This is a genomic window from Verrucosispora sp. WMMD703 (assembly GCF_049178935.1).
Taxonomy (GTDB): Bacteria; Actinomycetota; Actinomycetes; order Mycobacteriales; family Micromonosporaceae; genus Micromonospora; species Micromonospora sediminimaris.
The window spans coordinates 3,930,890-3,955,555 of the sequence record NZ_JBMHMM010000004.1; the positions used below are offsets into that span (position 1 = coordinate 3,930,890).

General features: G+C 71.3%; 19 protein-coding genes. 8 read left to right on the forward strand and 11 right to left on the reverse strand.

Annotated elements, in window-relative coordinates; genetic code table 11:
- Positions 1 to 19: 19 nt before the first annotated feature.
- Complete coding sequence (locus ACN26Z_RS18565; RefSeq protein ID WP_093406757.1) at positions 20 to 1,183, reverse strand: sensor histidine kinase; 1,164 nt, start codon at positions 1,181 to 1,183, stop codon at positions 20 to 22.
- Complete coding sequence (locus ACN26Z_RS18570) at positions 1,180 to 1,836, reverse strand: response regulator transcription factor (protein ID WP_282238196.1); 657 nt, start codon at positions 1,834 to 1,836, stop codon at positions 1,180 to 1,182. Before ACN26Z_RS18570 ends, ACN26Z_RS18565 begins: the two co-directional genes overlap by 4 nt.
- Positions 1,837 to 1,965: 129 nt before the next feature.
- On the opposite strand from ACN26Z_RS18570, the gene ACN26Z_RS18575 reads away from it, so the two are divergent.
- Genes ACN26Z_RS18575 through ACN26Z_RS18590 form a run of 4 tightly spaced genes read left to right on the forward strand, consistent with a single transcriptional unit; the run spans position 1,966 to position 5,492 of the window.
- Positions 1,966 to 2,499 (forward strand): hypothetical protein, encoded by a 534-nt coding sequence (locus ACN26Z_RS18575; protein WP_282238195.1) that lies wholly within the window; start codon positions 1,966 to 1,968, stop codon positions 2,497 to 2,499.
- Positions 2,496 to 3,572: a peptidoglycan-binding protein gene (locus ACN26Z_RS18580; protein ID WP_421462581.1), complete on the forward strand. Its 1,077-nt coding sequence runs from the start codon at positions 2,496 to 2,498 to the stop codon at positions 3,570 to 3,572. The genes ACN26Z_RS18575 and ACN26Z_RS18580 overlap by 4 nt, the downstream gene beginning before the upstream one ends.
- The gene (locus ACN26Z_RS18585) at positions 3,569 to 4,264 is read left to right on the forward strand and encodes an ABC transporter ATP-binding protein (RefSeq protein ID WP_421462582.1); all 696 of its coding nucleotides are present in this window, start codon (positions 3,569 to 3,571) and stop codon (positions 4,262 to 4,264) included. Before ACN26Z_RS18580 ends, ACN26Z_RS18585 begins: the two co-directional genes overlap by 4 nt.
- Before the next feature lies 1 nt (position 4,265).
- On the forward strand, positions 4,266 to 5,492 hold the full coding sequence (locus ACN26Z_RS18590) for an ABC transporter permease (RefSeq protein ID WP_421462583.1): 1,227 nt from the start codon (positions 4,266 to 4,268) through the stop codon (positions 5,490 to 5,492).
- 66 nt (positions 5,493 to 5,558) lie between these two features.
- Here ACN26Z_RS18590 and ACN26Z_RS18595 read toward each other — a convergent pair whose 3' ends face one another.
- The 3 genes from ACN26Z_RS18595 to ACN26Z_RS18605 all read right to left on the reverse strand — a co-directional run bounded on the left by ACN26Z_RS18595 (position 5,559) and on the right by ACN26Z_RS18605 (position 10,649).
- Positions 5,559 to 7,166 (reverse strand): SGNH/GDSL hydrolase family protein, encoded by a 1,608-nt coding sequence (locus ACN26Z_RS18595; protein ID WP_421462584.1) that lies wholly within the window; start codon positions 7,164 to 7,166, stop codon positions 5,559 to 5,561.
- An 89-nt stretch (positions 7,167 to 7,255) separates the two neighbouring features.
- Positions 7,256 to 10,093 (reverse strand): helix-turn-helix transcriptional regulator, encoded by a 2,838-nt coding sequence (locus tag ACN26Z_RS18600; RefSeq protein WP_421462585.1) that lies wholly within the window; start codon positions 10,091 to 10,093, stop codon positions 7,256 to 7,258.
- Positions 10,094 to 10,226: 133 nt separating this feature from the next.
- Positions 10,227 to 10,649 (reverse strand): OsmC family protein, encoded by a 423-nt coding sequence (locus ACN26Z_RS18605; RefSeq protein ID WP_421462586.1) that lies wholly within the window; start codon positions 10,647 to 10,649, stop codon positions 10,227 to 10,229.
- A gap of 197 nt (positions 10,650 to 10,846) precedes the next feature.
- Here ACN26Z_RS18605 and ACN26Z_RS18610 point away from each other — a divergent pair, with 197 nt between their 5' ends.
- Positions 10,847 to 11,980 carry a sensor histidine kinase gene (locus ACN26Z_RS18610; RefSeq protein WP_421462587.1) on the forward strand — a complete coding sequence of 378 codons (1,134 nt, stop codon included), beginning with the start codon at positions 10,847 to 10,849 and terminating at the stop codon, positions 11,978 to 11,980.
- Positions 11,981 to 12,034: 54 nt separating this feature from the next.
- Here the strand turns inward: ACN26Z_RS18610 and ACN26Z_RS18615 are convergent, their stop codons facing one another.
- The gene (locus ACN26Z_RS18615) at positions 12,035 to 13,123 is read right to left on the reverse strand and encodes a PaaX family transcriptional regulator C-terminal domain-containing protein (protein WP_282238187.1); all 1,089 of its coding nucleotides are present in this window, start codon (positions 13,121 to 13,123) and stop codon (positions 12,035 to 12,037) included.
- Between the two features lie 283 nt (positions 13,124 to 13,406).
- Between ACN26Z_RS18615 and ACN26Z_RS18620 the strand changes: the two genes are divergently transcribed.
- The gene (locus tag ACN26Z_RS18620) at positions 13,407 to 14,771 is read left to right on the forward strand and encodes a PHB depolymerase family esterase (RefSeq protein WP_421462588.1); all 1,365 of its coding nucleotides are present in this window, start codon (positions 13,407 to 13,409) and stop codon (positions 14,769 to 14,771) included.
- 88 nt (positions 14,772 to 14,859) lie between these two features.
- Here the strand turns inward: ACN26Z_RS18620 and ACN26Z_RS18625 are convergent, their stop codons facing one another.
- Positions 14,860 to 15,546 (reverse strand): TetR/AcrR family transcriptional regulator, encoded by a 687-nt coding sequence (locus ACN26Z_RS18625; protein ID WP_093406783.1) that lies wholly within the window; start codon positions 15,544 to 15,546, stop codon positions 14,860 to 14,862.
- Between the two features lie 213 nt (positions 15,547 to 15,759).
- Here ACN26Z_RS18625 and ACN26Z_RS18630 point away from each other — a divergent pair, with 213 nt between their 5' ends.
- Positions 15,760 to 17,163 carry an MFS transporter gene (locus ACN26Z_RS18630; protein WP_198413194.1) on the forward strand — a complete coding sequence of 468 codons (1,404 nt, stop codon included), beginning with the start codon at positions 15,760 to 15,762 and terminating at the stop codon, positions 17,161 to 17,163.
- 223 nt (positions 17,164 to 17,386) lie between these two features.
- The gene (locus ACN26Z_RS18635) at positions 17,387 to 18,226 is read left to right on the forward strand and encodes a TetR/AcrR family transcriptional regulator (protein ID WP_421462589.1); all 840 of its coding nucleotides are present in this window, start codon (positions 17,387 to 17,389) and stop codon (positions 18,224 to 18,226) included.
- A 178-nt stretch (positions 18,227 to 18,404) separates the two neighbouring features.
- Here ACN26Z_RS18635 and asnB read toward each other — a convergent pair whose 3' ends face one another.
- The 4 genes from asnB to ACN26Z_RS18655 are packed head-to-tail and all read right to left on the reverse strand — an operon-like array spanning position 18,405 to position 24,570.
- A complete protein-coding gene (asnB, locus tag ACN26Z_RS18640) occupies positions 18,405 to 20,246 on the reverse strand; it encodes an asparagine synthase (glutamine-hydrolyzing) (protein ID WP_093406786.1) in 1,842 nt (613 codons plus the stop codon).
- A gap of 47 nt (positions 20,247 to 20,293) precedes the next feature.
- Positions 20,294 to 21,082, reverse strand: coding sequence for a thioesterase II family protein (locus ACN26Z_RS18645; RefSeq protein ID WP_421462590.1), 789 nt, complete (start codon positions 21,080 to 21,082; stop codon positions 20,294 to 20,296).
- Between the two features lie 9 nt (positions 21,083 to 21,091).
- The gene (locus ACN26Z_RS18650) at positions 21,092 to 22,807 is read right to left on the reverse strand and encodes an ABC transporter ATP-binding protein (RefSeq protein ID WP_282238183.1); all 1,716 of its coding nucleotides are present in this window, start codon (positions 22,805 to 22,807) and stop codon (positions 21,092 to 21,094) included.
- Positions 22,804 to 24,570 carry an ABC transporter ATP-binding protein gene (locus ACN26Z_RS18655; RefSeq protein ID WP_282238182.1) on the reverse strand — a complete coding sequence of 589 codons (1,767 nt, stop codon included), beginning with the start codon at positions 24,568 to 24,570 and terminating at the stop codon, positions 22,804 to 22,806. Before ACN26Z_RS18655 ends, ACN26Z_RS18650 begins: the two co-directional genes overlap by 4 nt.
- Positions 24,571 to 24,666: the final 96 nt, after the last annotated feature.

The window sequence follows — 24,666 nt, forward strand, 5'->3', positions numbered from 1 at the left end:
ACGACCGGCGACATCACCGTCACGGCGTGGACGACGGCAGTGTCACCGTCACGGTCAGGCCGCCGTCGGGGCGTGGTTCAGCCTCGGCGACGCCGCCGTGGGCCCGGGCCACCGCCCGCACGATCGACAGCCCGAGCCCGAAGCCCCGCGTGCCGGCGACCCGCTCCCGGCTGAGCCGCCGAAACGGCTGGAACATCGTCTCCACGTCGTAGCTCGGGATCACCGGACCGGTGTTGACCACGACCAGCGTGGGACGCCCGGCCACCTGCCCGGTACGCACCCGCACCCAGCCGCCCGCCGGCACGTTGTGCCGCAGGGCGTTCTCCACCAGGTTGAACACCAGCCGCTCCAGCAGCACCGGGTCGCCGACCGTGCGGACCGGTTCCAACGAACGGTGCACCGCAACACCGGGGTGCCCAGGCGTAACCTGCTCGACCACGTGGGCGGCGATCTCGGCGAGGTCGACCACCGCGCGCTCGGTCACCTCACTCTCCGAGTCGGCGAGGGTGAGCAGACCGTCGATCAGCCGCTCGTGCCGTTCGTTCACCGACAGCAACGCTTCACCGAGCCGACGAACCTCGTCCGGGGCGTCCGGTCGGCTGACCGCCAGCTCCACAAGCGCCCGGTTCAACGCCAGCGGCGTACGCAACTCGTGGGAGGCGTTCGCCACGAACCGGCGTTGGCCGTCGAAGGACCGGTCCAGCCGCTCCAGCATCTGGTCGAACGTGTCGGCCAACTCCCGCACCTCGTCGCGGGGGCCGGTCAACGCGATCCGTTCGTGCAGACCACGTCCGGCGGAGTCGGCCCCGGCGATCCGGCGGGCCGTCCCGGTGATCTGGTGCAGTGGTTGCAGCGCCCGGCCGGCGACCAGCCAACCGATCACCACGGCCGCCGCCGAGACCACCACCAGCGCGAGGCCGCCCTGGGTGAGCAGCGACTCCAGGGCGGAGCGCTTGGCCTCGCTCTGCACGTCCTGGATCAACATGCGGATCTTGTCGAGGTCCTCCATCGACGTCGGCATCCGGGTCACCACGGTGGCGCTGTCCGGCAACTCGGCGCGCATCGGCTGCGGCATCCGCTGGTCCACCAGCACGTACGTGACGCCGAGCAGAACGATGCCGGCGAGCAGGAGAAGACCGCCGTAGACCAGGGTGAGGCGGGCCCGCAGAGTCAGTCGCTTCACCGGATCGTGTACCCCGTGCCGGGCACGGTCTCGATCACCGGAGGATCGCCGAGCTTGCGCCGCAGCTTCATCACGGTGACCCGGACCACGTTGGTGAACGGATCGATGTGCTCGTCCCACGCCCGCTCCAGCAGTTCCTCGGCGGAGACCACCGCACCGTCGGCACGCAGCAACTCGGCCAGCACCGCGAACTCCTTGCGCGACAGCGACACGTACCGACCGTCGCGGTACACCTCGCGGCGGCCCGGGTCCACCGCGAGGCCCGCCCGGCGCAACGTCGGTGGCGCGGCGGGCCGGGCCCGCCGGGTCAGCGCGTGCACCCGGGCGGCCAACTCCACAAGCGCGAACGGCTTCACCAGGTAGTCATCGGCGCCCAGGGCGAGGCCGGCCACCCGGTCACGTACCGCCGCGGCCGCGGTGAGCATCAGCACCCGGGTGTCACCCCCGGAGTCCACGATCGCCCGGCACACGTCGTCGCCGTGCACCACCGGCAGGTCCCGGTCGAGCACCACCACCGCGTACTCGTTCACCCCGAGCCGTTCCAACGCGGCATCGCCGTCGTACGCGACGTCGACCGCGAACGCCTCCCGGCGCAGCCACTCCGCGATGGCGTCGGCCAACACGTCCTCATCCTCGACCACCAGCACTCGCACCGGTCCATGGTGCCGCGACCGCAGATAACGCCGCCGTAAACGTGATCGGTTACGCCCGCGATACGTCACCGCGGATGCACTGGTCCGGTGTCCGGCGACCGTCGTCGGACACCGGAGAGGACACCGACGATGCGACGGAGCACACTCACGCTTCCCGTACTGCTGATCCTGGCGCTCGCCGGGTGCGCCGGCCAGGACGGCGACCGTACCGGGGTGGCCACCGCCGGCGGCGCCGCCGCGCCCACCGCCTCCACCGCCGGAGACGATGCCGCCGGCAGCGACGCCGAACGAAGGCTGGAATTCGCCCGCTGCATGCGGGAGAACGGGGTGGAGATGCCCGACCCGGAGGCCGGCAACGGACCGATGTTCCGGTTCGACGGCAGTGTCGACCCGAAGCAGGTCGAGGCCGCCATGGAGAAGTGCCGCCACCTGTTGCCCAACGGTGGGCAGGCGGCGCAGCTCGACGCCGAACAGCTCGAACAGATGCGAGTGATGGCCCGGTGCATGCGCGAGAACGGTGTGCCCGACTTCCCGGACCCGGCAGCGGACGGCCGCATCCAGATCCAGCGGGACGCCCTGGGAATCGACCCGGACGACCCGGCGTTCCGCTCCGCCTTGGAGGCGTGCCGTCAGCACGCCCCGCAGTTCGGGGGCGGCCGGTGACCCGTCGCACCCGCCTGCCCGCCGCCGGTGGCGCGGCGCTGATCCTCGTCGCCGGAGCCGGGGTGGCCGCGGCGGTCGGCTTCGGTGGTGGCTCCGGCGACGGCTCGGTCGAGGCCCGCACCGCCACGCCCGGCAGCGCCGCCGTCACCCGACACACCCTCGCCGACGCCGAGACCATCGACGGGGAGCTGGGATACGGGCCCAGCCGGACCGCTACCAGCCGGCTGCCCGGCACGCTCACCGCACTGCCCGACACCGGCGCCACCGTGGCGCGCGGCAAGGCCCTCTACGCCGTCGACAACGACCCGGTGGTCCTGTTGTACGGACGGCTGCCCGCCTACCGGACGCTGCGACCCGGCGTCGAGGGTGCGGACGTCAAGCAGTTGGAGCGAAACCTGGAAACCCTCGGTTACTCCGGCTTCACCGTCGACGACGCGTACACCTGGGCCACCGCCGAGGCGGTCCGTGCCTGGCAGGACGACCTCGGCGTGCCGGAGAACGGCCGCGTCGAGCTGGGTCGCATCGTCTTCGCCGACGGTGCCGTCCGGGTGGAGGGTCACCAACTGGACGTGGGCGCGGCCATCCAGCCGGGGCAGGCGGTGCTCACCTACACCGGCACCAGCCGGCTGGTCACCGCCGAACTCGACGTCGACGACCAGCGTCTCGCCGAACGTGGCACGACGGTGCAGGTCACCCTGCCCGACGGCCGGCAGGTGGCCGGGAAGATCGACACCGTCGAGACGGTGATCCGCAACGGTTCTGCGGACGCCGGTGGCGACACCAGCGCCGAGACGAAGATCGAGGTGACGATCGCGGTCGAGGATCAGTCGGCACTGGCCGAATTCGACCGGGCGTCCGCCGAGGTCACCTTCACGGTCAGCGAGCGTGTGGACGTGCTGACCGTGCCGGTGGCCGCGCTGCTGGCGCTCGCCGAGGGCGGTTACGGCCTGGAGGTTCTCGAAGACGGAACCAGCCGGATCGTCGCGGTCACCACCGGACTGTTCGCCGACGGTCGGGTCGAGATCACCGGCGACGGAATCGTCGAGGGCACCACCGTCGGGATGCCCCGGTGAGCGGGGACGTGGTCGTGCTCGGCCAGGTCGGCAAGCGGTACGGCGACGATGTGGTCGCGCTCGCCGAGGTGTCGCTGCGCATCGGGTACGGCGAGTTGGTGGCCATCGTCGGCCCGTCCGGTTCCGGCAAGTCGACGATGCTCAACGTGATCGGCACGCTGGACGAGCCGACCTCGGGCACGGTGGTGATCGACGGTCACGAGGTGGCGCAGCTGTCCGACCGGCAACTCTCCGCGTTGCGCGCCACCCGGATCGGCTTCGTGTTCCAGCAGTTCCACCTGGCCCCGGGCGTACCGGTGGTGGACAACGTGGCGGACGGACTGCTCTATGCCGGCGTACCCCGCCGGGAGCGGCGGCGGCGGGCGGAGGCCGCGCTGGATCGGGTCGGTCTCGGGCACCGGCTCGGGCACCGGCCGCACGAACTCTCCGGCGGCGAACGGCAACGGGTCGCGGTGGCCCGTGCGGTCGTCGGTGAGCCCGCCGTGCTGCTCGCCGACGAGCCGACCGGCAACCTCGACACCGGCTCCGGCGCGGCCGTGCTCGACCTGCTGCACGAGCTGCACCGGGCCGGGACCACAGTTGTCGTGATCACCCACGACCGGGAGATCGCCGCCGCCCTGCCGCGGCAGGTGCGGATGCGCGACGGGCGGATCTGCGCGGACTCGCGGCTCGTGTCGAGCGGGGTGAGCTGACATGTCGGTGACCTTGCAGAACCGGCCGGGCGCGCAGCTCACGCCGGCCCGGATGCCCGCCGCCGACGTGGTGCGGGTAGGCGGCGTCGGGCTCCGGACCCGTCCGCTGCGGGCCTTCCTCTCCGCGCTGGGCATCGCCATCGGTATCGCCGCGATGATCTCCGTGGTCGGCATCTCGTCGTCCTCGCGCGCCGAGCTGGACCGTACCCTGGCCGCGCTCGGCACCAACCTGCTCACCGTGTCACCGGGCCGGACCCTCTTCGGTGCGGACGCCCAACTACCTGCGGACTCGGTGGCGATGATCGGCCGGATCGGTCCGGTGACGCAGGTGGCGGCCACCGGTCAGATCGCCGACGCCAAGGTCTACCGCACCGACCGGATCCCGCAGGCGGAGACCGGCGGCATCGCGGTACGGGCGACCCGGCTCGGGCTCCTGGACACCGTCGGCGGCGAGGTGGCCAGCGGCACCTGGCTGAACGAGGCCACCGCCCGGTACCCGGCGGTGGTGCTCGGCGCGACCACCGCCGAGCGGCTCGGGCTGGGTGCCGCCGGCCCGGACGTGCAGGTGTGGCTCGGTGGTCGCTGGTTCACCGTGGTGGGCATCCTCGCTCCGGCACCGCTGGCACCGGAGCTGGACAACTCGGCCCTGGTCGGCTGGGCCGTCGCCGCGAACCACCTGGGCTTCGACGGTCACCCGACCACCGTCTACACCCGGACCGAAGCCGACCAGGTCGAGGCGGTCCGCGCGGTGCTCGGGGCGACCGCCAATCCGGAGGCACCCAACGAGGTCGACGTCTCCCGCCCCTCGGACGCGTTGGCCGCCGCCCAGGCCACTGACGAGACGTTCACCGCGCTGCTGCTGGGGCTGGGCGCGGTGGCCCTGCTCGTCGGTGGCGTCGGAGTGGCCAACACCATGGTCATTTCGGTGCTGGAGCGGCGCTCGGAGATCGGGCTGCGCCGCTCGCTGGGTGCCACCCGGGGGCAGATCCGCACCCAGTTCCTCGCCGAATCGCTGCTGCTGTCAGCCCTCGGCGGAGCCGGCGGGGTGCTGCTGGGCATCCTGGTGACCTCCGGGTACGCGCTCTCCCAGGGCTGGCCGACAGTGGTCCCGGCGTGGGCGACGATCGGGGGTGTGCTCGCGACGCTGCTCATCGGCGGCTTGGCCGGCCTGTATCCGGCGATCCGTGCCTCCCGCCTCTCCCCCACCGAGGCCCTGGCGACCACGTGAGGCGGCCGGCAACCGGCCGCCACGGTGATGCCGGCAGGGGCACCGGGTGCCCCTGCCGGCGTCACGTCACAGGGTGATGCCCAGCACCTGGCGCAGCCGGTCGGCCATGGCCCGGTAGCCGCGGGCGTTGGGGTGGAAGGAATCCTCCGGGTCGGCGACCACGAACCCGTTCGACCACGGATCACCGCTGCACACGCGGTGGCCCTGGAACACGTCGTAGGCGTCCACGAAGACGATCCGCCCGTCACCGGTCGCCCGGACGGCTGCGGCGATCATGTCACGGGCCTGGGCCGTGGCCTCGGCGATGCGGGTGAGTTCGGCGGTGTCGATGGTGGCGTTCGTACCGAAGCATCCGCTACTCGTGGGCAGTGGGTCCACCCCCGGCACCGGCAGGAAAGCCGGGTAGCTCAGCACCGCCAGCACGGCGTCGGACCGCATCCGGGAAAGGATGTTCTGGTAGAGCGAGACCAGCCGGGTCTGGGTGGCCTGTAGCTCCGCCGGGGTGACCAGTGGGGCACCGCCGCAGTCCGACAGCGCGCAGTCGCGCAGCTTCGCGGCGAAGCCGAGGTCGTTGCCACCGATCGTGACCGTCACCAGCCTCGTGTACGGCTTCACGTAGTCGACCTGGGCGAACTCCTCCAGGCTCTGCCGGTTGGTCAGGTCGTTGATCCGCGCGCCGTGACACGCCTTGAGGTTCGTCCGGTCGATCGGCAGACCGCGGAAGCGGTCGCCCTGGACCTGCATCGAGTAGGTGGCGTTGGCGCGACGGCAGATCCCGGGGTTCGGCGGGCCCAGGTACGGCGGCGCCCCCGTGCCGGCGGAGTAGGAGTCACCCAGCGCGGTAAAGCGAATCACCGGCGCCGCCAGTCCACTGTCGAACGTTCCGGTGCCCAACACGATGTGCAGCAGATCCGTGCCGAGCCCCTCGCAGAGCAGGTAGCGCAGGCCCGGCAGCGGGCCGCAGGCGCCCCAGGCGGAACCGACCGGCGCCAGCAGGTAGAGCTCGAAGAGGATCTCCACCTGGCGGCCACCGTCGTAGAAGTCACCGGGGATCCGGACGCCGCCGCTGGTGGCCCCGTAGTAGTACCGGTTGAAGGCGAACGGCGAGCCCACGTACAGCAACGTGCCGTCGTAGCCGGGAGTGCGGTCGACGACACCGGCGACACCGTACGCGTAGTCGAGGTAGAAGTTGCAGCTCAGCTCGGCGAGATACTCGACGGTCGCGGAGTAGTTGTCGGCGTCGGCGTTGACCGACGTCCGGCGCGCCACCTGCTCCTGGCAGTACCAGTCCGCGTCCTGACCGGCGCCGGCGGTCCGGCTGCGGACCGCGGACCCGGCGTCGGCCCGCAGCCCGTTCCCGGTCGCCTTCTCCTGCCCCGGCAGGGCCTTGGGACTGACCGGTGCGGTCCGGCTGGTGAACGGCGCCGGCCGGGTGCCCTTACGCGGCACCACCACCGGTCCGGGCAGCGTGGGTCGTGGCTCCCAGGCCTCGGTCGACGCGTTCTCCGGCTGGGCCGGCGCGATCGTCGAGCCGGTCGGGGCGGCCATCGCCGGTTGAACCGTGGTCAGCAGACCGACCACCATCAGCATCGGCACGGCCGCCGCCCAGGAACGTCGCCGTAGCGACCACCACGCGATGGCGGTCCGGTGCCGGAACCGGCGCTTTCCGTCCACGATCATCACCCCTCACGTCTCGCAGAATCGGGTACCGGCAGGGTGGCAAAGCGCGCCAGTGGAGCGGATCCGTGAAACTACGCAAGCGGCTACGCAGCTGGCCCGTGGTCGCCGGGAACCTCGGTGAGCCGGCGGGCCATCGCGGTGCGGGAGTGGACCTGGAGCTTGGCGAAGACCCGGTTCAGGTGGGACTCGATGGTCCGTGGGCTGAGGTAGAGCCGCGCGGCGATCTCCTTGTTGCTCAGGCCGGTCGTCGCCAGGCCGGCGATCTCCCGCTCCCGGGCGGTGAGGACGGCATCACCGCCCGGTCGTCCGGCACGGGCCGGGCCGGCGGCACGATGTCCGGCGAGCACGGATGCGGCCCAGCCGGCGCCGCAGGCCCGGTAACCGGTCTCGGCGCGGTCGAGTGCCGCGGCGCCGGGGCCGGGCCGGCCCGCGACGAGGTACGCGGCACCGGCGAGGTGGCAGGACAACGCTGCCTCCATCGGCGTTCCGGCCGCCGCGAAGCAGGCCGCCGCGCTCTCCGCCAGCATCGTCGCCCGTTCCGGGTCCGCCATCCGGTACGCGGTGAAGGCCCGGGCGAACCGGGCCAGTCCGATCTCGTACGGCAGACCGGCGGCCGTCGCCCGGCGTTCCGCCCGCTCACCGACCTGCCTGGCGGTGGTGTGGTCACCTCGCCCGACGGCGGCGACGGCCGCGACCAGGTCCCGCGCCACCAGCACCGGTGGATGTCTCGACGGCGGTGCCGCCGGCTCGATGAGCAGGTCGGCGCCGCCACCCCAGTCGCCCGCGACCGCCCTGGCCAGCGCCAGCTCCACCCGGTTTATCCGCCACCACGCCCGGGACCGTGGCTGCCCGACCGCCACCTCGGGCCCTGCACCGCTCAGGTCGGCGTCGAGGTGAGCCGAGGCGGGGCCGGCGGTGTCGAGGGCCGCAGCCGGGCCGGCGGTCCACAACACCGGGCGTAGCCGGACCACCGCCGCCATCGCGGCCATCTCCGTGCTGCCCACCCGCTCGGCAGCGGCCCGCGCCTCCTCCGCGGCCCGCACCGCACGGGCGAGCCGGCCAGCGCGGGTGTGCACAAGCGACTCCATGACGAGCAGGTACGGCGAGGCACTGCTCGGCCCGAGGCCGTCCAGGATCCGTCTCGCCCGCGCGAGATGTCGGTCGGCGTCGGCGAAGTTGCCCAACTGGATCTCCACCAGCGCCAGCGGTGAGACGATCTCGACGTACGGGCGCAGGTCCGCGTCGCCGGTGGCGTCCACGGCGACGACGGCGGCAGCGAGCTGCTCGCGCGCCGACCTGGCGCAGCCGAGGTACAGGGTGGCCAGCGCCCGCAACGTCAGCGCCGCCGCCACGAGCACCGACCGGCGCTCGTCCAGCAGCTCAAGGGCCCGCTGCGCGTGGTGCACCGCCGAGGTCGGCTCCTCCCGGAACGCGTCCACGGCCGCCAGTTCCACGTGCAGCTTCGCCTCCTCGACCGGGTCGAGCCCGCCCCGCCCGAGCTGCGTGCCGAGCGTCGCGGCCGCCTCGGCGAAGTCGCCGAGCTGCCGGGCCACCGCCACGCTGAACGTCTCGGCCCGCCGCTGCACCGGCCCCTCGGCGCGACGCAGCCGCTGGAGCACCTCGCGACTGTGGGCCAACTCGCCGCTGCGGCCGAGGGCCCGGGCGTACCACATCGCCACCTCGGCACGCCGCTCGTCGTGCGCACCCATGTCCGGCATGATGCGCAGCGCGGTACCGAGCCAGCGGGCCGCCTGGGCGGGGGCCTCGTGCGCGAACGCGACACCCGCGTCGACAAGCGTGGCCACGGCGGTCTCGTCGCCATGGCGGGCGGACCGTTCCGTGTGGTGGGCCACCAACTGCCGGGACGCCCGCCGGCCGCGCAGATAGCCGGCGGTGCGGGTGTGCGCCTCAAACCGCCAGGCCGCACCGGTCAAGGCGTACGCCGAGGCCCGCATCAACGGATGCCGGTAGCGCAGCCGACCGCCGTCCGCGTCGAGCAACCCGAGCCGCCCGAGCTGGTCGACCGCAGCGGTGACCACGGGCATCGGCAGGCCGGCGACGTGCCCGACGAGGTCGATCGTGGTGTGGTCGCCGACCACCGCGGCGATGTGGGCGACCCGCTGCACCGACAGCTGCTGGGCGGTGATCTCGGCGGCGAGCCCGGCCAGCACGGACCGTCGCGATCCGGCGAGGCAGTCGGCGTCGACCGGGTCGTGCCGCCGAGCCAGGGACACCAGACCGTCCAGTTCGGTGTCGTCGAGCCGGGACAGCGCCTGGATGTACAGCGGGTTGCCGAGACTGGCCCGCAGGATCAGCTCCCGGCGGCGACGTGGCACGCCGGCCAGCAAAATGTCCAGGCTTGCCACGTCCAACGGCGGAAGGTCGATGAGGGTGGCCGCCGGACCGAGCCGCGCGATGGCGTTGACCAGCCGTGCCGGCGGGCAGGCGCTGCGAAACGTCACGGCGAGCAGCATCGGCACGGGCGGGGGGTTGCCGATCAGATGCTCGGTCAGCTCCAGCGACGCCGAGTCGGCCCAGTGCACGTCGTCGAGCAGCAGTGCGGCACCCGGCTCCGGCACCCGGGTGAGCATCCGCCGCACCGCCGCCGGCACCGACGGCTGCGCCGCGTCGTCCGGCCCGCTGCCGGCCGCCTCCACCATCTCGGCGTAGAGCCCGAACGGCACCCCCTGCTCGTACTGGGTGGCCCGGCCGAGGCGGACCAGCAGCCCGGCGTCGGTGGCCCGCCGTGCCAACTCGCGGAGGATGCTGGTCTTGCCCAGGCCCGCCTCGCCGCACACCTCGACCGCCACGGATCGCCCGGCGCGCACGGTGGCCACCGCGCTGTCCAGCGACTCCAGCTCGGCTGCCCGGCCCACCAGCACCGGATCGGGCCCGAATCCCACCTCTCGGCTGGCTGTCATCTCGCCTCCCCACGGGGAGTGTCACAGCGACAGCCATCGGTGACCATCAACTATCGGCCCGATCGTTGTCGGCGGCGTCAGTGCCGTGCCGCCGTCGACTCATCGGCGTCGCCGGTGCCGGACCGTCGCCGGCTCACCCGATGTCGACCTCGATCTCGGGCGCGTTGAGCAGTGTGTTGTGCACCGTGCAGTGGCTCGCCACGGCACGCAACGCGGGCCACTTCTCCGGCGGCAGGTCGGTCGGCGGTCGTACGGTGATCCGGATGGCCGCGACGCGGGCCGGCCGGTCGGTGGCCATCTCGAACGACGCGCTCACCGTCAGGCCGGCACGGCCGTGCCCGTGCCGGGTCAGGTAACGCCCGGCGTAGAACGCGACGCAGGCGGCGAGCGAGGCGGCGAAGAGCTCCGTGGGGCTGGGCGCGGTGTCCGCACCACCCGCGTCGACCGGTTGGTCGGCGAGCAGCCGGTGATCGCGTACCCGGATCTCGTACGCCTCTCCGGCACGAAACCGTACGTCGATCGGGTCCAGGTCGACTCTGGTGTCCGTAGGTGTCATAGCCCCTCCTCGGGTACGTCCGCTCTCATCTGATCCCCGGGAGAGGCTGCGCGGCAGGGCCGTTCGGCCTGCCGGAGCCGGGACAACTCGGTCAGGCGTTGCCCCACTGGCCACGGTGGATGACCGTGCCGGCGGCGCGGCGACGGCGGCGCTGTCGCCACTGGTGGTCGAGGTTCGGCCGCCCGTACGATCGGGTGGTGCGGGAGCTGCTGCGAGCGTGGTGGCACGAGCCGCGCCCGGCGGGTCCGCCGCGCGGATGGCGGGACTGGCTGCTGGTCGGCGTGTTCGTGGCGACGGCCCTGCTGGAGGGGCTCGTACGCTCGAATCTGCCGGCGCCGGCGTTCGTGCCGGTCCTGATCGGCGTCGGCCTCGCCCCGGTGCTGCTCTGGCGACGGACCAGGCCGTTGCTCATGGCCGCGGTCGCCTTCCCGGTGTGCGCCGTCGGCGAGGCCGTGGTCGGCGGCGATCTCAGCCTGCACACGCTGGCCTACCTGCTGATCCTGGTGTACTCGCTGTCGCGGTGGGGCTCGGGGCGTGCGGCGGCCCTCGGAGCGGCAATCGTCGCCGCGAAGATCGCGCTGTCGGCGGCGGCCGGTCACCTCGGTCCGGGCGACGCGCTGGCCGGGGCCGGGGTGGTCTCGGCCGCGCTCGCGCTCGGCGCCGCGCTGCGTTACCGGGCCCGTGCCCGCCAACGCGAGTTCGAGCAGGTGAAGCTGCTGGAGCGGGAGCGACTGGCCCGCGATCTGCACGACACCGTCGCCCATCACGTGTCCGCGATGGCGATCCGGGCCCAGGCCGGGCTGGCCGTACTCGACACGCAACCGGCCGCTGCCGCCGACGCGTTGCGGATCATCGAGGCCGAGGCGACCCGGGCGCTTGTCGAGATGCGCGCGATGGTGCGGGTGTTACGCCGCGACGAGCCGGCCGACCGGACGCCAGCCCCACGCATCGCCGACCTCGAACACCTGGCCGGCCGCTCCGCTCAGGGCCCGGCGGTCGAGGTGGAGTTCTCCGGTGACCTCGACGGGTTGCCCACGCCGGTGGCCACCGCGATCTACCGGCTGGCCCAGGAATCGGTCACCAACGCCCGCCGGCACGCCCGACACGCGACACGCATCGTGGTGCGCGTCGCCTGCGACGACGAGGTGGTGCAGCTACGGGTCAGCGACGACGGAGAGGTTCCTGGTCCACGGGCCTTCGGGCCCACCGGCTTCGGGCTGATCGGAATGCGCGAACGGGCCCAACTGCTCGGCGGCTCGGTCGACGCCGGGCCGAACCTCGATCGAGGCTGGACGGTCACCGCGACGCTGCCGCGCGTCGCGGCGGCATGAGCCACAGCGCGCGACGCCCGCCGGCCTGACGGTCGGGTCCTGGCCACCGGCTCGTCAGGTCAGCTCTGCCGGGGCCCGCGCGGTCAGCTCAGCCGGGGCCCGGGCGGTCAACTCGTCGCAGTGGGCGGCCGGGTCCGGACTCTGCCACTCGCCGTCCTGCCCGGCTTCAGTCGGGCTGGCACCGGCGTCGTCGCGCACTCCGGCGATCAGGTCGGCGGTGGTGTGGGCGCGGATGCCGAGCGGCGCGCTGTCGGTGAATCGCCCGACGACCGCTCGGACGTGCTGCTCGGCGGGGCGCGCGAGACCGTCGTACACGGCCGCGAACAGCTCCCGCGCCGGCTGCCTGAGCCAGCCGGGCGGCAGCAGTTCCACCGGTAGCTGCGGGTCGAGGGTGGGAAAGCGGCGGAAGGTGTCCATCACCTCGGTACGCGCTCGGACCGCCGCGGCGCCGTCGACCTGCCCGGAGCTGACCAGTGGCAGCAGCGATGTCCAACGGTCCAGGAACTCCGCGTAGTGCCGGGTGATGGCGTCGATGTCCCATGCCTCGATGGGGGCACGATCACTTATCGAACCCAGCACGTTCTGGCGGCCCCGAAACACCGTGACGGTGCCGAGGGTCAGCTGTTCGAGCTGTGCCCGCGCCCGCGTCGTCAGTTCGTACGGCGAGATCCACAGGCCGTCGTAGAGCGGCGCGTATCCGAGCCAGCGGAGTTGGCTGCGCAGCGCCCGCCGCTGGGCGTTGCGATCCTGTGGCAGCGAGAAGGCAACGATCGTCCAGCACCCGTCCCAGGGCGCCGCGACGGTGGTGGAGGTGAGGATCCAGTTGCCTCCGCTGGAGAGGTTGGCGGCGGCCGCCCGGCTGAGCCGGTACGAGCTGCGGCGTCCGTGCCGACTGCCTTCGAGCACCCCACGGCGGGCCAGCCGGCTGATCGCGGTACGGGCACCGGCGGTGGTCACCCCGGACTCGGTGAGCAGCGCGACGATGGCGGCGGAGGGCAGCGCGGCGCGGGTCCGCAGGGTGTAGTCCGCCAGCAGCGTCATCGCGAAACCCTGGGGCGAGTTGCCCACCTGTCGCCGCGGCATCCGGAGCGAGTTGCTCCCGTCGTCGGAATAGATCTCCTCGATGTGGAACGGGCTAGTCACAGGCGCTCCGGACTCGACTCGGGTACGGGGTATCGACTGTAGATGGACGCCGATGCGTCAGTCCGGCGGCCCGGCCGAGAAGCGGGCCACAGTTGATCGAGGCGCGTCGATTGACACTTCCTGGGCCCAGGAGAACAATATCTGCTACACGACGCCACACGGAGCCGGGCAGGGCAAGCCAGAGGTGGACACGCCGTGATCACTGCGGGGAGTTGGGCGCACCCGCGAGCACAAACGTGCAGATCGATCCCAGCCTGCGAGCAGGCGTTCGAAGGAGTCGTCCGTGAAAATCAGAAGGAAATTACTGCTCGGCATGGCCGTGTCGCTGGTCGCGGCCGGCCTGGTGGCCCCCACGTTCAGTCCGGCGTACGCGGCCTCGCTGACCGAGGTGACCAGCTTCGGCGACAACCCCGGCCGGATGCGCATGCACATCTACGTGCCGGACAACCGCCCGGCCAGGCCGGCGACGGTGGTGGCAATGCACGGCTGCGGCGGCTCAGGCCCCGGCTTCTACTCCGGTAGCGAGTTCGCCAGCCAGGCCGACCGGTACGGCTTCATCGTGATCTACCCGTCCGCCACCCAGCAGGCCGGCTTCGGCAACTGCTTCGACGTCTGGTCGGATGCCGCCAAGCGCCGCGGCGGCGGCAGCGACCCGGTCTCCATCATGTCGATGATCCGGTACGCGCAACAGCAGCACAACGCCGACCCCGACCGGGTCTACGCGACGGGCAGTTCGTCCGGCGGGATGATGACCAACCACATGTTGGCCCTCTACCCCGACGTGTTCAAGGCCGGTGCCGCGTTCATGGGGGTGCCGTTCAACTGCTTCGCCAACGCTGCGGACTACCCACCCGGGAGCAGCCAGTGCACCGGCGGCAACATGAACCGGACCCCACAGCAGTGGGGTGACGCGGTGCGCCAGGCATACCCGGGTTACTCCGGTCCGCGTCCCCGGGTGCAGCTGTGGCACGGCACCAACGACACGCTCGTGCCGTTCTCACTGCTGCAGGAAGCCGTCGAGCAGTGGACCAACGTGTTCGGGCTCAGCCAGACGCCCACCTCCACCGACACGCCGCAGGCCAACTGGAACCGCCGCCGATTCGCCGACACCAGCGGCACCGTCCAGGTCGAGGCGTACAGCATCCAGGGCGCCGGCCACAGCCTGCCCTCCGGCGGCATGGCCGCGGCAGCCGTCCAGTTCTTCGGCCTGACCAACCCGAACCCGACCACCCCGCCGCCGAACCCGACCACGCCACCGCCGAACCCCACCACCCCGCCGCCGAACCCGACCACGCCGCCGCCGAACCCGACCACCCCGCCGCCGGGCCCCGCCGCCTGCCGGGTTGCCGTCGCCGTCAACGCGTGGAACAACGGGCTCACCGAGAACATCACCATCACCAACACCGGCACCAGCGCGATCAACGGCTGGTCACTGGAGTTCACCCTGCCCGGTGGTCAGAACATCACCGGCGGCTGGAACGCCACCTACTCCCCCACCTCGGGACAGGTGACGGCGAGGAACGTCTCGTACAACGCCAGCATCCCCGCCAACGGATCGTTGACGATCGGCTTCCAGGCCACCCACACCGGTAACGCCGCAAGACCCAGCTCGTTCACCCTCAACGGGGCGTCCTGCACGGTCGCCTGACACCGCCGGCACTCCGGGGAGGGCACGTTCGCGTACCTCCCCGGGGTGCCCGCCGGATCGGCGGGCCGTGACGCCCAACCCGACGCGCCTACGACTCGGCCTGGACCCCTTGGGCGAGCAGCCCGTCGACGAGGGCGCGGAGGCCGTCGACATAGGTGTCGCGCGGCGCCAGCACCGCCCAGCGGTCACCGAGCGCCGCGAGATGCGGCAGTTTCTCGGGGTCGATGTTGCCGAAGAACGCGCCTCGGTGGTTCCCCCCGTCGCCGCCACCCCGACGCGCGGTGTGTGATCGGACGAGAATCTCCCCGACCGTGTAGTACCAGATGCTGCGGAAGACGTAGACGGCGTGGTCGGGGGTGCAGCCGTAGTCGATGGCGCCGGCCACGACCGCCTCGACCAGCCCCAGGGGCGAGTCGCCCAGCCGGGCGATGAATCCGTCGGTGGTGAGGACCTCGGCGGCCCACGGCCAGGCCGCCAGCGCGTCGTGGATCGTGGCGGCCGCGGCGATGACGCGTTCCTGCGGTTCCTCCGGCAGACCGGGGTGGGAGACCTGCTCTCCGTACTCATTGATCAAGAGGAACAGAAGGTCCTCTTTGTCCTGTACGTGATGGTAGAGGGTCGTCGCCCCCACGCCGATCTCGGCGGCCAGCTTGCGGATGGTCAGTCTCTCCCACCCGTTGCGATCGATGAGGCCACGCGCGGCGGCCAGGATCTGGGCGCGAGATGTCGTCGGCGGTCTGCCTGCTTTGAGTCGCGGCGCATTGACTTGGGGCACCGCCCCATCATGCCCCCTCCACCAACCGGGTTGCTTCCACGTGACGCGCTAGACAGCGGCCCACGGCCGATGTTAATTTCAGAACGCGTTCGAAAAGTCGGACGCTACCCGTCACTACGACAGAGGACCGGTTTTGCGGTGACGAACAAGGCATTAGTCAACGGACAATCAGCACTCGACCGGGGTGCCCGGCCAGGGCTCACCCTGGCCGCGGTGGCCGTCGTGCAGTTCATGGTTTCGCTGGACCTGTCAGTCGTGAACCTCGGTCTCCCGGAGATCGCCGAGAGCCTCGGCTTCAGCGAACTGGGCCTGACCTGGGTGATCCACGCCTACGCCCTGGCCTTCGGTGGGCTGCTCCTGCTCGGCGGCAAGATCGCCGACCGGTACGGCCACAAGCGGATCCTGCTCATCGGGCTTGTCGTCTTCGGCATCGCCTCCCTCGCGGGCGGTTTCGCCGACGTACCGGGCCACCTGGTGGCTGCCCGCGTCGCACAGGGTGTCGGGGCCGCCATGCTGGCGCCCGCCGCGCTGGCGTTGCTGACCGCGACCTTCCCGAGCGGCAAGGCCCGGGTGAAGGCGTTCGGCGTGTGGGCAGCGATGAATGCCGCGGGCGGCGCCCTCGGCGTTCTGATCGGCGGCGTGCTCACCGAGTACGCCGGCTGGGAGTGGGTGATGTGGGTCAGCGCTCCGATGGCCGCGCTCGCCATGGTCCTGACCTGGCGTGGCATCGCCAGGGATCTGCCGGTCGCGCCCGAAGGCCGGCCGGACGTGCTTGGCGCTCTCCTGGCCACCGGCGGCATGACGCTGCTGGTGCTCGGCATCGTCCGTACGGACCGGTACGCGTGGAGTTCGATGGTCACCCTCAGCACCCTGGCGGCGGCCATCGTGCTGCTCGTCGCGTTCGTCTACGTCGAGCGGACCACCACCCGTGATCCCCTGGTCCGGGTCGGGCTGTTGGCCAACCGCTCGGTCGCGGGCGCCAACACCTACAACCTCATCTTCGGCGCCACCATGGCCTCGGCCTTCTACTTCGTCTCGCTCTATCTACAGCGGGTGCTCGGCACCAGCCCGGCGGAGACCGGGCTGAAGTTCCTGCCACTGGCGATCGGCGTGGTCGTCGGCTCCGTCATCGCCATCAAGCTCGGCTACAAGGTGCCCGCCCGCACCCTGATGATCGCCGGCGCACTGGTCAGCGCGGTCGGATTCGCCGGGTTCGGCATGATCGACTCCGACGGCTCGTTCCTCGCTGACGTCCTCGTCCCGTCGGTGATCGCCAGTGTCGGCTTCGGGCTCTGCCTCGGGCCGATGGTCTCCACCGCCACGCACGGGGTCGCTCAGCACGAGACCGGCACGGCGTCCAGCCTGTTGAACAGCTCCCGTCAGATCGGTGCCGCGCTCGGGCTCGCCGCGCTCAGCACCGCCGCCTTCGAGTACTCCGGCAAGGAGGGCACGCCCAGCGCGCTCAGCGACGGGTACGCCTTCGCCCTGACCCTCGGCGCCGGGCTCTGGATCGTCGCCGCCGTCATCGCGCTCGTCGTGCTTCCCCGCGTCAGCCCGGCGACCCAGGCCGAGCAGGACGACCGCGAGCTGGTCGACGTGCCGGAAAAGGCGGTCTGACCGACGGCCGGTACGTCATGAGCGGCCCACTCGGTGACGGCCAGGGGCGGTACGCGACAACACACGTGTCGGGTGCCGCCCCTGGCCGGACAACACACCGTCGCCGGACTCGCGTGCCCGCACACGGTCGTCCCACCGGCCCCGGAAGTCCGGCCCGGGCCCGGTCCCGCGACCCGGCGGCCGCCCTGCAACGTGGAGGGTGCCGCAGCTGAAGGATGGGAAAATGCCCGCAAATGTACCCCGCAGCCGGCGCGTCGGTCGACCACCACGCCTGTCTCTGGAAGCGATCGTCGACGCGGCGACCCGGATCCTGCAGGACGAAGGACTAGAGCGGCTGTCGATGCGCCGCCTGGCGAACGAACTGGGCAGCGCCCCGATGGCGCTCTACCACCACATCCGCGACAAGGACGAACTGCTGGTCCAGGTGATGGAGTCGCAGGCCCGGGACATCTCCCGGCCGGCCCTGCCCGCCGATCCCCGGGAACGGCTGATCGCCGCTTCGGTCCTGCTCTACGACCTCCTCGCCGAACGTCCCTGGATCGTCGAGGTGTTGACCAGCGACAACCTGATCGGCCCCTCGGCGCTGTGGATCGTGGAGGAGATGCTGGACGCCGCGATCGACTACGGCCATTCCGCCGACGAGGCACACCACGTCTACCGCACGATCTGGTACTACATCGTCGGGAACCTGATCATCCGGGTGGCCAACTCCCGCCGCCGCGCTCACCCCGGCACCGCCCACCAGGACGAGGTCATCGCCCAACTGACCGCCGACACACACCCACGGTTGGCGACGATCGCCGACCGATGGGCCGAACTCAACGCGCGGGAGACCCACCAACGGGCACTGGCAGCGATGATCGACGGCCTGCTACCGGCACGCAGCTCAGTCAAACCGCAGCGCACCGGAGTGCACACCGCCCCCATGGCCGCCACGAAGAGGCCGGACCGGCAGGACACCGTCGATCCGAGCCAGTTGGAGCTGTTCATCTCGCTGTGCATCCCGCCCTACGGTTCGCCGGCGGAGTTCAGCGTCAGCTGGTACCCGGCCCTGCGAACCTGATAGCGCGGCCCGGGCGGCGCGGTCGCCCAGGAATGTCGGCCGTCAACTGGCTGCCGGCGACACAGATATGTCAGTGAGACATGATCATGTCTTACTGACATACCGCGCACACCGAAATGCGTGCCCGGCCCAGCCGCCGCGCCGCGGACAGCTCGCCCGGTCGGCCTCTGGCGAGCGCCTAGAGCCGCAGCTGAGGCGAGTGCAGATCCAACCAGGTGTGCAGGTCGAGCACCCGCTCCAGGGCACCACGCATCGCCACCGGCATCCCCGTCGGGTCCTGCGCCACGGCCTGTTGGGCCCAGTTCCGGTCGATCAACGCGAACACCTTCGCTTCCCGGTCGGCCACCAGCTCTTTCACCTGCTGTTGGAGGATTCCCGCGTACGCCGGGTTCTGTGTCGACGGGTACGGGCTCTTGACCCGCTCCACCACCGACCGGGGCAGTACATGGGCGGCGGCCTGACGCAGCAGGCTCTTCTCCCGGCCGTCGGAGACCTTCATCGACCAGGGCGTGTTGTAGACGTACTCGACGAGACGGTGGTCGCAGAACGGCACCCGCACCTCGAGCCCCACCGCCATCGACAGCCGGTCCTTGCGGTCGAGAAGGGCACGCACGAACCGCGTCAGGTGCAGGTGACAGGCGATCCGCATGCGTCGCTCCGCCGCGGACTCCCCGTCCAGGTGCTCCACCTCGGCGAGCGCCGCAGCGTACTGATCCGCCGTGTAGGTGCCGACGTCGAGCCGCTCGCGCAGTCCCGCCTCGATGTGATCAGTACGGCCCGGCAGGGTCAGCGGCGGGATCACGGTCATCCACGGGAACGTGCCGGCGTTCAGGGCCGCCTCGTGATGGAACCACGGGTACCCGGCGAACACCTCGTCCGCCGCCTCCCCGGACAACGCCACAGTGGAGTGCTGCCGGATCGCCTTGAACAGCAGGTACAACGACAGGTCGAGATCGCCGAAGCCGTTCGGGATGTCGCGGGCGGCCACGGCAGCGCGCCGCACCGCGGGGTCGGACAGCTCGGCCGGGTCGAGCACCACGTCCCGGTGTGCCGACCCGACGTGGGCCACCACGTCGCGCACGAACGGCGAGTCCGGGGTGTCGCGCATCTCGTCGGGTACGAAGTTGTCCTCCTGGCCGACGAAGTCCACCGAGAAGCTGCGCACCTGCTCGCCCCGCAAACCGAGCCGCTGCGCGGCGATGGAGGTGATCGCGCTGGAGTCCAGGCCGCCGGAGAGCAGGACGCACTGCGGCACGTCGGAGATCAGCTGGTGGTCGATCACGTCGGTGAGCAGGTCACGTATCCGGGCCACGGTGTCGTCGAGGCTGTCGGTGTGCTCGACCGCGCGCAGGCGCCAGTAGACGCGCTGCCTGATCCCGGCGCGGTCCACCGTGACCAACGCCCCGGGCAATACCTCGTGCATGCCCTTCCACAGCGCCCACCCGGGTGCCTTCGTCTGGGCGAACAGCTCACGCAGCCCATCGGTGTCCACCACCTTGGGCGCCAGCGGGTTCGCCAGAATCGCCTTGGGCTCGGAACCGAACAGGACCCCGTCCGGCGTCGGGTAGTAGAACAGTGGCTTGATCCCCATCCGGTCACGTACGAGGAGCAGCTTCTGGTCACGCTCGTCCCAGACCGCGAAGGCGTACATGCCCTCCAGGTGGTCCACGACGCTCTCCGCCCACTGCAGGTACCCGTGAAGCACGACCTCGGTGTCGCTCTCGGTCCGGAAGGTGTGCCCGAGCGCCGTGAGCCGTTCGCGTAGCTCCCGGAAGTTGTAGACCTCTCCCGAGTAGACCAGAGCCACCTCACCGGCGGGCGTACCCACGCTCATCGGCTGCACGCCGCCAGGCAGATCGATGACCGCGAGGCGCCGGTGTCCCAGCGCGGCGTGCGTACGCACGAACGTCCCTCGGTCGTCCGGCCCCCGGCAGGCCATGGTCTCGGTCATCGCGTCGAGCGTTTCCCGCTGGCGCGTCAGGTCGGCGTCGAACGATACCCAGCCGGCAATACCACACATATCGTCCTCATTCCACTCGTGTCGTGCGCGATGCTCGTCGGTCCGGGTCAGGGGGTGGACGGCCACGGCACCGCCGACGTGGCGGAGACCGCGCGGGCGCGCGCCGTGAGAAGCTCGACCACCGCGTCACGGTGCTCGTCCAGGTAGAAGTGACCGCCAGGGAAGACGTGGAGCTCACACGCGCCGTCGGTGGCGTCGTGCCAGCCGGTGGCCTCGGCGACGGTGACCTCCGGATCCCGGTCGCCGTAGAGCACGGTGACCGGTGCCCGCAGCCGCACACCGGGCAGCGGCCGGTAGGTCTCGCTCAGGCGATAGTCGGACCGGATGACCGGAAGAAACGCCTGAATGAGCACCGGGTCGTCGAGGATGTCCAGATGGGTCGCCTCGGTGCGGCGCAACTCCTCGATCAGCTCGTCGTCGCTGCCGAGATGCACCTGACCCGGTCTGGCCAGGTGCGGCGCGGGATGCCCGGACACCACAAGCGCCGCCGGCGGGTCACCCGCCGCCGTGAGACGGCGGGCCACTTCGTACGCGACGACCGCGCCCATGCTGTGCCCGAACAGAACGGTCGGTGTCGGCGGCCCTGCCAACGGCAGGTCCGCCGCGAGGGTGTCGACCAGACCACGCATGTCCGCAGGGACCGGTTCGGCGAACCGGTCCTCCCGACCTGGGTACTGCACGGCGAGGAACTCGACGTCCCAGGGCGCTGCTGTGAGCCACGGGCGGTAGTAGCTCGCGCTGCCCCCACCGTGCGGAAACAGCACCACGCGGGCACGGGCGTAGGGCCGGGGAGCGAGCCTGCGGAAGGCCCCCACGACCAGCTCACCGGCCGACATCAGGGCAACTCATTCGCTCGCGCCGGAGACCATGGAAAGACTCCAGAAGTCGGCGTACCGCCCGCCGCGACGCAGCAACTCATCGTGGCTGCCCTCCTCGACGAACTGTCCGTCATCGATGAAGACAACGCGATCGGCGCGTTGGACGGTCCGCATCCGATGCGCGACCATGACCACCGTCCGACCCGCCATCAGACGTTCAATGCCATCGTGAACGGCCGCCTCGTTCACCGGATCGAGAGCCGAGGTCACCTCGTCGAGCAGCACGATCGGTGCGTCCTTCAACAGTGCCCGCGCGATCGAGACCCGCTGACGCTCTCCGCCGGAGAGCGACGCGCCGCCTTCGCCGACATTCGCGGCCCATCCACCAGGCAGCCGCTCGACGACCTCGTCGAGCCGCGCGGCGGTCGCCGCCGCCCGCACCTCGGCGTCGCTGGCGTCGGGCCGACCGAGTCGTACGTTCTCCTCGATCGTGCCGTCGAAGAGGTAAACGTCCTGGAAGACGATGGCGATCTGTGCCATCAACACGGCCGGGTCGATCTGTCGGACGTCGACACCGCCCACCCGCACCGCCCCCGACTCCGCGTCGTAGAACCGGGCGATCAGCTGGAGCAGCGTGCTCTTGCCCGCGCCGGACGGACCGACGACGGCCAACCGCTGCCCCTGCGGCACCGACAGCGACACCTCGTCGAACACGGTGCGATCGCCGTGGCGGAACGTGACCGCGTCGAACTCCAGGTCGAACCGCTGTGGCCGGACCGGCTGGTCCGCTTCGGGCAGCGGCTCGGTGCGCAGCACCTTGTCGAGCCGGTCCAGCTCGGCACGGGCGGTACGCAGCTTGCCTCCGATGTCGGACAGGGACAGCAGCGGGTCGGCGCTTCGGGCCGCGAGCACCAGAATGGACAGCACCTCCGCAGCGCCGAGGTCGCCGTCGAGCGCGAGATAGGTCCCCAGGACCAGCACGGTGGTGAAGACGGCCTGCACGATGACCGTCAGACCCACCGCGCCGGGCAGCACCGACATCGTCTGCCGGCGGGAGGCCCGCTCCACGCCCTGCAACGCGTCGTCGAGCAAGCCGAACCGCTCGCCACTGCGGCCACCGGCCCGCAGCACCGGCTGGGCCTGGAGGTACTCGATGACCCGGGCGCTGGCCTCGTTGTTGCGCGCGGCGTTGTCGGCGTCGTTGGCGGCCATCAACCGCGCGGTCCATCGCTGGGTCAGCACCACGAGCGGCGCGGCCACCAGCGCGGCCAGCCCGAGCTGCCAGTTGAACACCGTGATCACGGCAACGATCGTCAGCGGCGTCACGCAGGCGGAGATGAACGGCCCGAGCAGGTGCGCCGACACGCCCATCGCCGCGAGCAGGCCACGGCTGGCCATGACCGACACCTCGCCCACCCGGGCGGCGTTGTACCAGCCGATGGGCAACCGGGCCAGGTGTTCGCCCAGGCCGTGGTACATGCCCCGCAGCATCGTGGTCCCGACGCGCATGCCGGACAGATCGCTGACGTACCGCAGCACCGCGTAGACCGCGACGGAGACTCCGAACGCGATCAGCCACGGCCAGGCGTCCGACGGGGTGTCCCCGAACAGGGCCCGCAGCACGGGCACCAGCAACGCGTAGAGCAGACCCTCCAGCACGGCGGTCACCGTCATCAGGGCGACCGTACGACGCATCGGCTTGGCGTACTCGTCGCCGAGCACCCGCAACAACATTCTGATCATCGGGAAAGGTCTCCTTGCAGTGCACCAGCGCGGGCTTCGCTGTCGTCGGCGACGGCCGACTGCTGGGTCCGCCAGAAGGCGGCGAACTTTCCGTCCCGGGCGAGCAGGTCGGTCGGTCTGCCCTGCTCGACGACCGCTCCGTCCTCCAGCATCACGACGAGGTCGGCGTCGGCGATGGTCTCCAGACGGTGGGCGATGACCAGGACGGTCCGGTCGCGCAGCGTCGCCAGGGTCTGTCGTACCGCCTGGTCTGTCTGCGGGTCCGCGAAGGCGGTCGCCTCGTCCAGTACCAGCACGGGCGTGTCGGCGGCCAGGGCACGCGCGATGGCGATGCGTTGCGCCTCGCCGCCGGAGAGCTTGACCTCCTCGCCGATCACGGTCTCGTAGCCGCGGGGCAACGCGAGTACGCGGTCGTGGATGTGCGCCAGCTGGGCGGCGCGCATCACGTCCTCGGTGGTCGCGTGCGGAACCGCCAGCGCGATGTTGTCCGCGACCGACGCACGTAGCAGCCGGACGTCCTGGAGGACGAAGGAAACTCGACGGTAGAGCTCTCGGCTGTCGATGTCGCGCAGGTCGACGCCACCGAGGCGCACCGAGCCGTCCGTCGGGTCGAAGAACCGGGGCAGCAGTTGCACAAGCGTGGACTTTCCGCTGCCGGACGGCCCGACCACCGCGGTGAGGGTGCCCGGTTCCAGTGTCAGGTCGATCCCGCGCAGCACCTCGGGGCCGTCGTCGTCGTAGCTGAACCGGACGTCCCGCAGCTCCACCCGATTGTCCTGTGGGGTGGCCGGACGCGCGGGCTGCGGCAGCGCCCCCACCCCGAGGACCTCGCGGATGCGGCTCACCGCACGGCCGGCTGCCTGCATGTCGTCGAAGCCGTGGCCGAGGGCCGCGACCGGAGCGGTCAGCCCCAGCCCGAGCAGCAGGAAGGGGAGCAGGTCCACCGGGGCCATGTCGCCGGCGGTGATCCGCACCGTGCCGCCGATCAGCACCACCAGCAGCACGAAGGGCGGCGACAGCGCCAACTGCATGCCGGCGGCGACAGCGGAGACGCCGCGTACCCAGCGGGTGAAGATGTCGACGAACTCGTCGGCGGCGGTGAGGAACTTGCGGTGCGCACGCTCGGAGCCGCCGAACGCCTTGACCACGGCGATGCCCTGCACGAACTCGACGACGGAGGTGGCGATGCGGCCCATCGCCGCGTCGAAGTTCTGCTGCTCGCGGGTACGCGCCGGAGTCATCAGCAACGGAACGTGCGCGATGGCCAGCACCACGGGGATCAGGGTGATAAGGGTGAGCCGCCAGTCGACGGTCAGCAGGTAGACCAGCGACACCAACGGCACGACGAAGGCGGAGACCAGTTCGCCGGGAGCGTGGGCGATGAACGGGTGCACGGCGGCGACGTCGTCACCGACCACCTTCGCCAGCTCGCCGCTGCGACGGCGGGAGAGCCAACCGATGGGCGCCTGACCGAGGCTGCGGGCCAGCGCCCGGCGCAGCGACAGCTGCACCTTGCCGTCGAGGACGTGACCGAGCCCCGACGACGCGCCGGTGAAGACCAGTCGGACGAACAGACCGATCGCGCCGAGGATCACGAAGGTCCATACCCGGTCGGAGTCAACCGGACCGGGCGACAGCAGGGCGCGCCCCAGCTCGATCACCGCGAACAGCGGTGCCAGACCGGCGACGGCGCCGATGACCTGCAGGACCACGACGACCGCGAAGCTCGGGGCATGGGCGCGCAGCAACGGCCCCGTGTTCACCGGCTGCCGTCCCGTGGGAGTGCCTCCCGATGACGGCGTGGACTGCTCTCCTGCCTCAACGGAGTGGGTCGCACTCATCGCTCTCCCGTCCCTATT

Bases quoted from the DNA above. Each gene is read 5' to 3' on its own strand.
- ACN26Z_RS18645 (WP_421462590.1), bottom strand. From the start codon at position 21,082: ATGTCGGCCGGTGAGCTGGTCGTGGGGGCCTTCCGCAGGCTCGCTCCC.
- ACN26Z_RS18635 (WP_421462589.1), top strand. From the start codon at position 17,387: ATGCCCGCAAATGTACCCCGCAGCCGGCGCGTCGGTCGACCACCACGC.
- ACN26Z_RS18600 (WP_421462585.1), bottom strand. From the start codon at position 10,093: ATGACAGCCAGCCGAGAGGTGGGATTCGGGCCCGATCCGGTGCTGGTG.
- ACN26Z_RS18590 (WP_421462583.1), top strand. From the start codon at position 4,266: ATGTCGGTGACCTTGCAGAACCGGCCGGGCGCGCAGCTCACGCCGGCC.
- ACN26Z_RS18605 (WP_421462586.1), bottom strand. From the start codon at position 10,649: ATGACACCTACGGACACCAGAGTCGACCTGGACCCGATCGACGTACGG.
- ACN26Z_RS18575 (WP_282238195.1), top strand. From the start codon at position 1,966: ATGCGACGGAGCACACTCACGCTTCCCGTACTGCTGATCCTGGCGCTC.
- ACN26Z_RS18650 (WP_282238183.1), bottom strand. From the start codon at position 22,807: ATGATCAGAATGTTGTTGCGGGTGCTCGGCGACGAGTACGCCAAGCCG.
- asnB (WP_093406786.1), bottom strand. From the start codon at position 20,246: ATGTGTGGTATTGCCGGCTGGGTATCGTTCGACGCCGACCTGACGCGC.